Genomic DNA, 11,669 nt, shown 5'->3' on the forward strand with positions numbered 1-11,669 from the left:
CCTTGCCACTGCGAGTCAGTAAGGGGTTGAAAGCACTCAACCATAAGGGAACGGAAGCCTAGGAACTCCCGCCCCAACTTACTGGCTCGTTTCTGTTTACGCCCTACTCAATTCCCCAACACGCTCTAAGTCATTGCTGTAATCCATGAAACGAAGTCCCGGCTGCTAGTCGGGACTTCGTTTCATGCACACGGTACAACCCTACCGCAAAGCTGACTCGTCGCTGTATCAAGCACCCTGCACTGCAGCTGGCAGCGCCTCGGTGAATTGGATGGTGGTCTGGGCGCGGCGGCCCTCGCGGTAGGTTGGGAAGCTGCCACCCTTGAGCAGGATTGGCACCCAGGGCCCTTCTTGTTGAACCTGCTTCCTGGAAAAGCCAATGGCCCCGGCAACAGTCGTTGCCGGGGCCATTGGCTTTGAGCCAGTGCCGCATCGTTACGAAACATCAACTCACCATTTCACTATCTCACCACCTCACCACTCAGTGTCCGTTGAACACCACGTACAGCGCCACCATCACCACGGCCAGGGCGGCCCAGAGCAGCTGCACACGGCGCGAAGTAGCGGGCAGGGCGGTGCGGTCGAAGGGTGTGCGGGGCTGGTGAGTGCTGTCGAGCAAAGAGATGAGTACGGCGGCCAGCAGCAACGCGGCGAAGATGAAGAAGGACAAAACCAGGTAATGCGGCCAGAAGCTGTACTGGCTGGGTGGCAATACCCAGAGATAGAGTACGCCTACGCCCAGGCTGAAGGCAGAGCCTACCGAAAGAATGGCGTTGACGGCCCGGCGGGTGGTGCGCGGCCAGAAGACCGTCAGCAGGAACACGGCGGACAAGGGCGGCGCGATAAAGCCGAGGACGGCCTGGAACACGTCGAACAGGTTCAGGCCCTTTACCGCGTCGATGGCTAGGGCTACGAAGACGGCAAAGGCGCAGCCGACCAGCACTGTGAGGCGGCCGATACGCACTACGTCTTTCTCGGCGGCTTCGGGGTTGATGTTGCGGGCGTACACATCCATAGCGAAGACGGTGCTCAGGGCATTGAGCGAGGAGCTGATAGTGCCCACCAGCACGGCAATCAGCACGACGATAACCAGGCCCTTCATGCCGGCGGGAAACAGGCTCGTTACCATCGTCATGTAGGCCTGATCGGGGCTGGCCAGATTCGGGAAGAGCACGTAGCAGAGCACGCCGGTGAGGATGAACAACGGCAGCGACAGAATCTTAAGCCAGCCGATGAAGTTCACGCCCAGCTGGCCCTGCTCCAGGCTCTTGGCGCCCAGCACCGATTGCACCATGGCCTGATCAGTACAGAAAAACGCCACGGCCGACACCGGGTAGCCCAGCAGGATGGCGTACCAGGGGTATTTCGGGTCGGAGGCGGGCTGGATGAGGTTCCAGTAGTGGCCCGGCACGCTGTGCCAGAGCTGCGTGAGCCCACCCACTTTCATCACCCCGATAACCGTCAGCGTGAGCGATACGCCGATGAGCAGCAGCATCTGAAACACGTTGACGCGGGCAATGGCTTTCAGCCCCCCGGCGAAGGTGAAAAAGCCAGCGAACAAGACCAGCACGATAACCGACTGCCACATCGGAATGCCCAGAATCTGGCGCACTAGCACCCCGCCCGAGAACAGGCCCAGGGACAGCCAGGAAATCAGAATCTTGATCAGCGCGTACCAGGCCAGGATGTTCTGCGTGGAGCCGCCGTACTGCTGCCCCATAAAGCCGGGCATGGTGCTCACGCGAGCCGCCAGGTAGCGCGGGGCAAACACGGTGGCCAGCAAGAACAGGAACACGAAGGCGTACCACTCAAAATTCACCGCCACGATGCCGGTGCTGTAGCCGATGGAGGCAAACGCGAGCAGCATGGACGGCCCCACGTTGGTGCCCCACATATTGAAGCCGATGCTGGCCCAGCCCAGCGACTTGCTGGCCAGAAACTGGGAGTCTTCGGTCTGCTCCTTTTGCGCGGCGCTGGCCCGGTAGCCAATGCCCACGAGGATGACGACGTAGGCCGCCACGATGGCGTAGTCCCAGAGGCTTAGCTGGCCGAGTAAATTGTTTCCCATGCGGGGCGGGTGGGGTTAGTTCGGGTGGGAGTTAGAGCAGTATTCGCAGGGCGTCACATGGAGCGAAGCCGCACAGCCTCGCTTCATGTGACAAGGCGTTCAACGGCCGTGGCAATGACCTTGCGCGAGGTGACAAGAAGTTCGCTGAAGGTGACATGGACTTCACGGGGGCTGGCATGAGGTTCAATGACCGTGGCATGAACCTCAATGCAGGTGACATGAACCTTGCAAGAGGTGGCAAGACGTTCAAACGAGGTGGCAATGACCTCAACGGAGGCGTCAGGAACCTTGATGGATGTGGCAAGGGGGCAACGTCAGCACGCGAGATGCCTGGCTACGCCTTCCTTCGGTTCGATAAGCTCGGCATGACGTTCTTTTGCGGGCGGTTTCGGATTACAGCTGCACGCCGTGCTCGTCGAGCAGCTCCTGCACGCGCACCGGGCGGCCGGTTTGCAGGGAGCGGTCCATGGCCTGCAGCAGGGCGATGGTGCCGATGCCCTCGCGAATGTTGGGGTAGGCGGTGAAGCCCTCGGTGATGGAGTCGGCGAAGTATTCGAGGTAGTTCTGGTACTCGCCGGCGTGGTGGCTTTTGCCCTCGAAGCGGAAGTAGTGCTTGAGCTTATGCTCCCACGTGACGATGCGCTCCTCGCCGGTGCGGTCGGTAATGGCGTAGCGCAGGTCCATGTAGTCGGCCTGGCTGGCGCCCTCGGTGCCGCGCAGGATGCAGCTCATTTCCGAGTCGCGGGTGACGGGCTGCACCGGGCCGGTGTACGCGCCGCTGACGCGGGCCACGCGGCCGTCGGTGGCCTTGAAGATGAAGTGCATGGTGTCCTGGTGCTTGAGCCCGCCTGCCCGGCCGTTGGCGCTGAGCATACCGTAGCCCATGACTTCCTCGATGTTGGGCAAGTACCAGCGGATGAAGTCCACGGGGTGGCTCAGGCCGCCGTAGAGCCACTTGAAGCTTTCCTGCAAGGACCAGCCCTTGGCCAGAAACCAGCGGTGGTCGGCGTGGTAGTAGCCCTCGATGGTAATCAGCTCCCCGATCAGGCCGGCCTCGAAGTCGGCGCGCTGCCGCTTGACGGGTTCGAAAAAGCGGGAGCTTTGGCCGATAAACACCTTTTTGCCGGTTTGCTCGGCCAGGGCCAGCAGCTCGTTGGCCTTGGAGAGGTCGTCGATAAAGGGCTTGGTGCACACCACGTGCTTGCCCGCCCGCAGGGCCTGCGCCACGTGCTCGGCGTGCAGGTGGTCGGGGGTGTAGATGGCAATGATGTCGATTTCGGGGTCGTCGAGCAGGTCCTGGTAGTTCGGCGTGACGCGGCCCTGAAACTGAAACTCGGCCACGCGGTGGCGGCACAGCTCCTCGTTACGGTCGCAGATGGCGCGCAACTCCAGCTTCTCGCTTTGCAGGGCGGCCGACATGGTGCTTCTCCCCTCGCCCAGGCCCAGGATTCCTAATTTCAGCATTGCTTGAGTTGTCAGTTGGTAGTGGTTGATGGTCAGGGCGGGGTTACTTTTTAACCGGCGGCGCGTTTTTGGCCGGCGGCGCGGCTACGGGCTCGAAGGTCACCCAGGTCTGGGTGGAATCGGCCTCGGGCAAGGGGCGCTGAAACTGCTTCATCAGCTGGTTCCACTCGTCCACGCGCGGGTTGTTGTCGGTGGTTTTGGGGTTCAGCTCGTCCAGGGTTTTGCCCTTCGGAATGCTGATGATGACCAGCAGCTGCTGGTTCTGCTGGAATACCTGCAGTTGCTGGAAACTGGCGTTGCAGAAGCCCTGGCTCACTTCGGGCCACTCGACAGCCTGTTTCTCGTGCAAGCTGAGGTAGCGGCGCTGCAGGAGCGTGTCTTCCACCAGGCCGGTGCTCAGGATGACGTTGTCCCAGCGCTTGGCCAGGGTTTTATCGGTGCAGCTGCTGCGGTCGAAGCGGTAGAACGGGGCTTCGTAGAACTGCAGGCGCGTGTTGGTATAGTCCTTTTTCAGGGAGAACATCAGCTCCTTGATCTGCTCCGTGGGGCCGTAGACCAGCAGGTAGTTGCGCCAGCCGTAGATGCTGCTGACAGGCAAGCCTTGCTTCTGGCACAAGGCCTGCAGCTTGGCCGGCAGCAGCGGCTTGCCCGTTATTTCCTGGAGCTGCAGCACGGAGGTGCTGCTGGCATTCTGGGCATAGCTGCCGATGCTCAGCAGCCACAGCAGCAGGGCTATTCCAAGCACGCGGCGCGGACGACGTTTCTCGCGGAGGGTTGCAGTGTTTTGCGCAGTGGGTCGTAGAAGTTGTTTCATTACAATGCTTGGTAAGTCACCACGTACTCGCGGCCGGGCTGCAGCTGCAGTTCGTACTGGCCGTTGCCTTTGGCTTCGATTTTGGCGCCTTTGCAGTTGGGTTTTGATTTACTCTTGAAGCGCAGGGTACCGGTGCCGCTAGTGCCTTTCACTTTCAGCTCTTTGGTGGTGGCGCGCACGGCAATGTCGCCCTGGGGCGTGGGCACGGAGCCTTCCATCCACTGCAGGCCGCCGAGGGTGGGCACCACTTCGTAGGTGGCGTAACCGGCCGAGAGGGGCTTGACGCCGAGGTAGTACTTGCCCAGCAGGTAAATCGGGCTGGCGCCCCAGGCATGGCAGAGGCTTTTGCCGAAGGGGCGGCCGTACATCGTGAGGTGCTCGGTGCCCTTCTTGGTCGGGTCGTATTCTTCCCAGAAGGCGGTGGCGCCTTCGTTGAGCATGCCGCCCCAATAGGTCTTCATTTCCTTGAGCACGTAGGGCTGCTCGCCGAGGGCGCAGAGGGCTTCCAGCTCGTAGAAGCGCATGTAGGGCGTGGTGATTTTGGCCACCCCGGGGTTCAGCAGCACCGATTTTTTCACCTGCTGCTCCTGCTCCGGGCTGAGGTAGTCGAAGAAGATGGCGAACATGTTGGCGTAGCGGGTCACGTTCTCCGTCGGCTGCCCGGCCACGCGGCTGTGCACCAGCGCGCCCTTGGCCGGGTTCCAGTAGGTGGCGAAGATTTTAGTTTTCAGATCAGCCGCCAACTGCTGGTACTTCTGGGCGCCGGCCGGGTCATTCACCAGGTTGGCGCACAGCGCCATGCTTTCCAGGCTGCGGCACAAGAGCAGCTGCTCGAAGCTGACTTCGCCCTTCTTGCTCAGCCCGTCGGCCCAGTCGATGAATACCCAGTCGCCGGCCAGGCCTTCCATGTAGCCGTCCTTGTTGCGACGCGAGAGGCAGTAGTCCATCAGGCTCTGCATGCGCGGGTAGAGCTGCTGCACCACGGTTTTGTCGCCGGTGTACTGGTAGGCGTCGTAAATGCCAATAAACCAGTAGAAGGTGTAGTCCATGATGGTATTGACGTGGCTGGTAACCGGGTCCTTGCCGCGCAGGGCGAAGGTGGTACGGTTCACGGTCGGCGTGTCGAAGTACAGGTAGTAGTTCATCAGGTAGCTCTGGTAGGCGTCGCCCGACCATACCCACCTATCCCGCTTGATGCCGTCGATGAAAAACTCCCGCGACGTGAGCTGCATGGTGTAGGCGGCCACGTCCCAGATCTTGTTCAGCTGCTCATCCGAGCACCGGAACCGGCCCCGCTCCGTCAGCGGCGCGTACTCGTAGAGCATGGACACCGAATCCACGGTCACGCCCTTCTCGGGCCGGATATTCACGAAGCGAAAGGCCTTAGTCAAAGTCGTGAGCTTGTCGGCTTTCTGCGGCTGGTTTACCTCCAGGCGCTCCAGCGTCTCGCAGCCCTCCACGCTCAGCGCCTCCTCCTTCGATTCGCCGAAGTACAGGGTGGTCGGCCCCTGCCCTTGCAGGCCGTGCAGGCGCACGTAGCCGAAGGTTTCGCGCCCGAAATCCACCAGCATACTGCCGTCGGCATTGCGTGTGACCTTGGCGGCCCGGCGCGGCTCGGTTTTGAGCTTGAAGGCCGAAGGCAGCCCCTGGGCCTCGTTGAAGTTCCAGGAGCCGGCCGTCAGCCAGGTGGTGCCCGACTGGTCCGAGACCTTGCCCGAGGCGTCAATCCACTCCTTGTCCTCGTAGGTCACCAGCCACTTGCCGTCGGTGCCGATGGTTTTGCCCTGCACGAACACCGCCGGCACGTGCTGCTGGTTGTATACCTTGATGTTGAGCCGGTGCTTGCCGGCCGGCACCGTCAGGCGCGTGGGGTAGCCGGTGATGAGCTTGCCGTCGAGCTTGACGTTGTACTGGCCCTCGGCGCGCAGCTCCACCTGCTCGGCCTCTTTCAGGTCGAAGTCTTGGTGAAAATCGATGAGCGGGTAGTGGCTATCCAGCCGCCAGAACGGCGGGAAAAAGGAGCCGCGCTCGGTGCGGCGGTTCTGCATCTGGTTGCTGAGCCAGATTTCGTAGTCGCCGGGGTACCAGATCCAGGTGGCCTTGCTGGCCTGCTGGGCCTGGGAGGTTTCGGCGGCTAGTAGCGCCAGCGCGGCAGCGGCGGCAGCGGTGAATTGTTTCAGGGTAGCGTGGGGCATCAGGGGAAGTTGATGTTCTGCGTTTCTCGGGCTAGAGTCGAGAACTACCAGGCCGTCATGCTCGATTTGGCGTCCGCGCAGTCGAAGCATCTCTACCGCTTCGTCTGCTCCTCTCGGCCGTCATTCCGAGCATGTCGTGCATCAAGCGAGGATCGGTGCTGACGTTGGGTAGTATTCTTTTTCGTTGGGGTTACTATCCGATGTCAGCACGCGAGATGTCTCGGCTTCGCTCGACATGACGTTCTTATAGTTACTGCTGGCTCTTTCCGGCCTTGGACTCCGCTTTCGGCATGGTCCCGCCCAGGTCGCGGAAAGCGGCTTCGAGGCCGGCAGCCTGCTTAATGGCGTCGGACACCATGGGGCCGTTGTTTTTCCAGACGTTATTGGGGCCGTTGGCATTGGCCAGGAACTTCTCCGCCGGGCACCAGTTGTCCTGCACCGTGATGCCCGAGGAGCCTTCGTCGAGGTAGAGGTAAAACCAGTGCTCGGGGTCGTGCACGTAGGCGGCGCGGCCGATTTCGTCCACGCGGTTTTCGCTGATGACGGTGCCGGGCTGGGCCGAGAGGGTGTACACGCCGGCCACGTCGTAGGTATGCTGGGCGTAGTGGTGGATGTAGTTCTGGGTCACGCGGTTGTCGCGCATGGCGTTGGCCGTCTTGGTCCAGCCCCAGCCCAGGCTGATACCGGTGTAGGGCACCTGGCTGATTTCGTTGTGGCGGATGGTGGTCTGGCGCACGTAGCCAGCCGTGACGGCGCAGGCGCCCCAGTCCTCGTTGCCGCAGTCGGTAAAGAGGTTGTTTTCCACCAGCTCATTCGAGCAGATTTCCCGCTCGTCCTTGGGCAGGTAAGGCAGATGGGTTTCGATGCCGGGGTCGGAGAACTTGCCCAGCTGCAGGCCGTTCACGGCCACGTCGCGGAAGGTGCAGCCGACGATGACGTCGTCGTGGGTGCCCTGCTGGTAGTCGAGGCCGGAGGCGCCCAGGTGCTCGAAGCGGCAGCGCTCGAAGCGGGTGTGGTCGGCGCCGCTGAGCTGCACCGCCCCAGGCGGGCGGCCAATCCACGCCTGGTTTTCCAGGCCAGCTTTGTCGGGCGTACCGGGCTTGGCCAGGGAGTAGCCGTCGAGCAGATACATACCGGCCTGCAGGGGCACGTGGCCCTGCTCGGAGGGGCGCAGCCAAGTAGTGTAGGCGAAGGTCAGGCCCTTGAACTGGACATGGCTCACCGGCGCGTCAAGGCTTCCCGCCACCTGCACCAGGGTTTCCAGCGCGGGCACTACGGTTTGGGCGCTGCTCATCGTTTCGCCGGGGCGGGGCCAGTACAGCACCTGCCGATGGGCCTGGTCGTAGTACCATTCGCCGGGCTCATCGAGCAGTTCCGGGGCATTGGCAAGGTAAAAGGCCGAGCTGCCGTTTTTGCCGTCGATAATGGGCCGGGGCCAGGGGTGCTCAAACTGCACCCGGCTTTCGGGCTCGTGAAAAGTTACCCGCGCTTCCTTGCCCTGCACGGTCACCGCCTTCACGCGCAGCACGTTGACGGCCCACATCTGGTGCAGCACCATTTCCAGCTGCCCGGCCCGCTGCACGCCGCCGAGCGCGGCGGCCGGAATCCAGGCTTCGCGCTTGTCGGTGTCCCAGCGCAGCAGGCGGGGCAGGTTGTCGTTGTTGGGCGTGCGGGCGCGCACAGCCTTGCGGCCATTCACCCACAGCTGCCGAAAATCCAAGTTACGGCCGGCCAGCAGGGGCGCATCGGCCACCCACACCTGCCCTTGCGCGGCTTTGGGCAGACCTGGCACAGCCGCCACGGCCTTTTTCCAGCCCGTCACCGGCACACCGCCGCTAAGTACCGGCTGCTCCCCGGGCGCGGCTTCGATGATGGTCGGGCTCGTGGCCGTGCCGGCATCCTCGGGCCGGAACAGCCAGGGCTCGGACAGCCGGTACTCGCCGCCTTTCACCCAGATGTGCACGCCGTTTTGCACCGAAGCATCGCGGAGGCGGCGCAGGTCGCGGGCCTGGCGCAGGGCCATGGTCAGCGTGGCCAGGGGCTTGTCGGCAGTGCCGGGGTTGCGGTCGGAGCCGGTAGGCGCCACCCATATGTCGGCGGCAACGGCTGGTGCGCTCAGCAGAGTAGCGGCGAGAAGCAGGCTAACGGAAATTGAGCGGGTCATTGAGCGGGTCAGAGTGTAGCGCTGAGTAATACCCGGCGCTGCCGCGGCACGCGGCAATGTGGTTCTGGTATCTAGCGGACGGCGCGGTTTCGCCTCGACGCGTGCCGCGCCGGCGCCGAGTATCACTCAGCGCTACAGGCGGGCGAGCCTAGTTTTTTTGCGCCTGGCCTTGCGGTGCATTTAGGTTAAACAGCGCCTGTAGCGCCTCGAAGCTGTGCAGGGCATTGGCTGGCAGCCTCTCTCCTTTCGACCCAAATACCAGCTGCTGCTCCTGCTTCTCCACGGTCACTTTCGACTCGTCCAGCTTGCCGCTGGCATCTTCGGCCATGCCTAGGTTCAGGCCCAGGTTTTTGGCCATGAACTCGTACATGGCCTGGCGCTTGGAGGCGCCGTAGTCGTGGCCTTCCTTGGGAAAATGAGCATTCTGCACCAGCTCGGGCTTGCCGTAGTAGCCGTAGATGTTCTTGAGGTAAGGCATGGCCACGTCGGGCGTTTGGGCGGTCCAGTCGCCGCCGTCGGTCACGGCCAGCATGGGGCGTGGGGCGGCCATGGCGGCCAGCTCGGCGTTGTTGGTGCCGCCCCCGCAGAGGTGCACCGGCATGCCGCTTTCGCAGGGGCAGCCCCCGCTGTGGTAGGTCGAGAGCATCACCACCGGCACGCTGACTTTGATTCGGTCATCGAGGGCGGTGAGCAGCATGGTCTGGCTACCGCCGCCCGAGCCCCCGGTCACGGCCACGCGGTCCTTGTCGGCGTTTTTCTGGGCCAGGAGGAAGTCCAGGGCCCGCAGGCCGTTGAGGGCTTGCACCGTCATGGCCAAGCTGCGACGATGGTCTTCAGGCCTAAACTGCAAGGTCGACTCGCCCCAGGCAAACAAATCGTAGCTGTATACCATGGCGCCCATGCGGGCCAGCGTGGCACAACGTTTCTGCGCGTCGGACCGGTAGCGCCCGTCGCCGAAGTGGCCGTCGGGGCTGATGATGACCGGGATTTTGCCCTTGGCTTTGAGCGGCCGGTACAGGGAGCCGGTGACGTACACGCCGGGCAGGGTTTCCAGCGCCACGTTTTCCACCGAGTAGCCCTCGTACGCGCGCTTATTGGAGACGATGGGCTTGCTCGCGGGCTTGGCGGGCATGGGCGCGAGGCGCAACGCCGACCACATGCAGCTGCGCAGCTCGGCTTTGCGCTGCTCCCAACTGGCCTGATCGTGGTAGCGAGCCGCTAGCTCTTTTAGCTGCGCGGCGCCCTCGCCGGGCGTCTTGAGATGGTACTGGAAGGTTTTAAGCTTGTAGGTCTTGTCGCCCGTTTTAGCGGCCTGGTAGTCGAGGGGCCCGAGCACGTTGCGCAGGGTTTCGTCCACGTCCGGCCGGAAACGCCACTGGGCGTAGGTCACGTACTTGTCCTTCACCATGGCCGCGTCGGGCCGGATTTTCACCCCGTAGCGCTGCTGAATCTCGTCGAGCACCTGCTGCAGCGGCTCGCGGTACTGCTCGTCGGCCGTCTGGGCCTGGGCGGCGCCGGCGGCCGTCAGCAGCAGGGCGGCGGCGAGAAGGCGGAGTTTTTGGAACATTGGGCGGTTGGCGCCTCACCCCCTAGCTCCCTCTCCGAAAAGGAGAGGGGGAACTAGCTGCTAGTTTTCTAGAGCTAGATGCGTAGAAGGCATCGGACGAAAAAGTGCTAGAGCTATTTTTTAGGCTAGTCCCCCTCTCCTTTTCGGAGAGGGGGCTAGGGGGTGAGGCGAACGTCAGGTGCCTCTAAGGCCGCCTAGTCCTTGGTGATTTCCGCCGTGCCCGTGGGGGCCTTGTAGCCCTTCAGCGCCGGCCATTGCCCATTCTCAATTTTGACCAGCTTGAGCTTCTTGAGGTCGATGACGGCGTGCTTGATACTCTTGCGGCGCCAGGTGTACACGAAATGCACCTTGCCGTCCTTGGTTTGAATCACCGAGGGGTACGAGTACTGGCTGATGGGCGAGTCTTCCAGAATGGCCGCCGCGTACCACTCCTTGCCGTCCTTGGACACGGCCACGTTCAACGGAGTGCGCGGGCCCTTGGCCAGGGTGCCGGGCGGCAGCACGTGGTTGTAGACCAGCAGCTGGCGCCCGTCCTGCAAGGTCACCGCGTCGGTGCCGGAGTTGTTGTTGGGTAGGTTGGTCTTGGCCAGCGGCGTCCACGTCTTCCCTTGGTCCGAGGACCACGACTCCAGGATTGCCCGGTCGCGACTGCGGCAGAGCAGCTGCAGGCGCCCGTCCTTGTGCGTCAGAATGCTGGGCTGAATGGCGCCCTGGGTTGAGCCGTTTTCGATGGGCCCGATCATGCTCCACGTCTTGCCGAAGTCCGTGGTGGCTTCCAGGTGCACGCGCCAGCCACCGCTGCCCTCGGTGCTGGTGGGGCTGAGCAAAGTGCCGTTGGAGAGCAGCACCGGCTTGTTTTTCACCGGCCCGATGTAGCCCTCCGGCAGCGCCCGGGCTTCCGACCAGGTACGGCCGTGGTCCTTGGAGCTGCGCATGAAACCTTTCCAGTCCGAAGGCTTGGGCCCGATCTTGTAGAACAGCAGCAGCTCGCCGCCGGGCACTTGGTAGAGCACCGGGTTCCAGGTCGGGTAGCGCAGGGTTTCACTCTGCACGCCGTTGGCGACTTCCACCGGGGCAGTCCATTTGCCGTTTTCCTGCCGGCTCACCCAGATGCCCACGTCGGGGTTGCGCTCCTTGGTGCCGCCAAACCACGAGGCCACCAGCCCCTGCGGCGTTTCGGCCAGGGTAGCCGCGTGGCTTTCCGGGAAGGGCATTTTCTCCTGGATGAACTCATCGACAATGACGGCGCGCTGCCAGGGGTTCTTCTGGGCAGTGGTTTTCGCCGGGTTCTGAGCTACGGAGCAGCTGACCGTCAGGCCGCTGGCAAGAAGTAAGGCAAGCGTGTGCTTCATGTATGCGGTGTAGAGACGCATACTTGCGTCTCAATCGTTGCTGAT

At 62.8% G+C, this 11,669-nt stretch carries 7 protein-coding genes; all 7 read right to left on the bottom strand.

The features are described from left to right. Positions 1-481 precede the first annotated feature (481 nt). The 7 genes from B0919_RS03820 to B0919_RS03850 all read right to left on the bottom strand — a co-directional run bounded on the left by B0919_RS03820 (position 482) and on the right by B0919_RS03850 (position 11,624). Entirely contained in the window at positions 482-2,068 is a 1,587-nt protein-coding gene (locus B0919_RS03820) for an SLC5 family protein (protein ID WP_078010901.1), read from the bottom strand. A gap of 393 nt (positions 2,069-2,461) precedes the next feature. After that, a complete protein-coding gene (locus tag B0919_RS03825; RefSeq protein ID WP_078010902.1) occupies positions 2,462-3,532 on the bottom strand; it encodes a Gfo/Idh/MocA family protein in 1,071 nt (356 codons plus the stop codon). Between the two features lie 43 nt (positions 3,533-3,575). Then, positions 3,576-4,346, bottom strand: coding sequence for an L-rhamnose mutarotase (locus tag B0919_RS03830; protein WP_078010903.1), 771 nt, complete (start codon positions 4,344-4,346; stop codon positions 3,576-3,578). Further along, the gene (locus tag B0919_RS03835) at positions 4,346-6,541 is read right to left on the bottom strand and encodes a family 78 glycoside hydrolase catalytic domain (RefSeq protein ID WP_078010904.1); all 2,196 of its coding nucleotides are present in this window, start codon (positions 6,539-6,541) and stop codon (positions 4,346-4,348) included. The genes B0919_RS03830 and B0919_RS03835 overlap by 1 nt, the downstream gene beginning before the upstream one ends. Before the next feature lie 250 nt (positions 6,542-6,791). Then, positions 6,792-8,705, bottom strand: coding sequence for a right-handed parallel beta-helix repeat-containing protein (locus B0919_RS03840; protein WP_078010905.1), 1,914 nt, complete (start codon positions 8,703-8,705; stop codon positions 6,792-6,794). 148 nt (positions 8,706-8,853) lie between these two features. After that, complete coding sequence (locus B0919_RS03845; protein WP_078010906.1) at positions 8,854-10,272, bottom strand: alpha/beta hydrolase family protein; 1,419 nt, start codon at positions 10,270-10,272, stop codon at positions 8,854-8,856. Positions 10,273-10,466: 194 nt separating this feature from the next. After that, complete coding sequence (locus B0919_RS03850) at positions 10,467-11,624, bottom strand: sialidase family protein (RefSeq protein ID WP_078010907.1); 1,158 nt, start codon at positions 11,622-11,624, stop codon at positions 10,467-10,469. Positions 11,625-11,669 lie beyond the last annotated feature (45 nt).

It is taken from the genome of Hymenobacter sp. CRA2 (assembly GCF_002007105.1).
Taxonomy (GTDB): domain Bacteria; phylum Bacteroidota; class Bacteroidia; order Cytophagales; family Hymenobacteraceae; genus Solirubrum.

Coding starts and splice junctions, on each gene's coding strand:
- B0919_RS03820 (WP_078010901.1), bottom strand. CDS start 2,068: ATGGGAAACAATTTACTCGGCCAGCTAAGCCTCTGGGACTACGCCATC.
- B0919_RS03835 (WP_078010904.1), bottom strand. CDS start 6,541: ATGCCCCACGCTACCCTGAAACAATTCACCGCTGCCGCCGCTGCCGCG.
- B0919_RS03830 (WP_078010903.1), bottom strand. CDS start 4,346: ATGAAACAACTTCTACGACCCACTGCGCAAAACACTGCAACCCTCCGC.
- B0919_RS03850 (WP_078010907.1), bottom strand. CDS start 11,624: ATGAAGCACACGCTTGCCTTACTTCTTGCCAGCGGCCTGACGGTCAGC.
- B0919_RS03840 (WP_078010905.1), bottom strand. CDS start 8,705: ATGACCCGCTCAATTTCCGTTAGCCTGCTTCTCGCCGCTACTCTGCTG.
- B0919_RS03825 (WP_078010902.1), bottom strand. CDS start 3,532: ATGCTGAAATTAGGAATCCTGGGCCTGGGCGAGGGGAGAAGCACCATG.
- B0919_RS03845 (WP_078010906.1), bottom strand. CDS start 10,272: ATGTTCCAAAAACTCCGCCTTCTCGCCGCCGCCCTGCTGCTGACGGCC.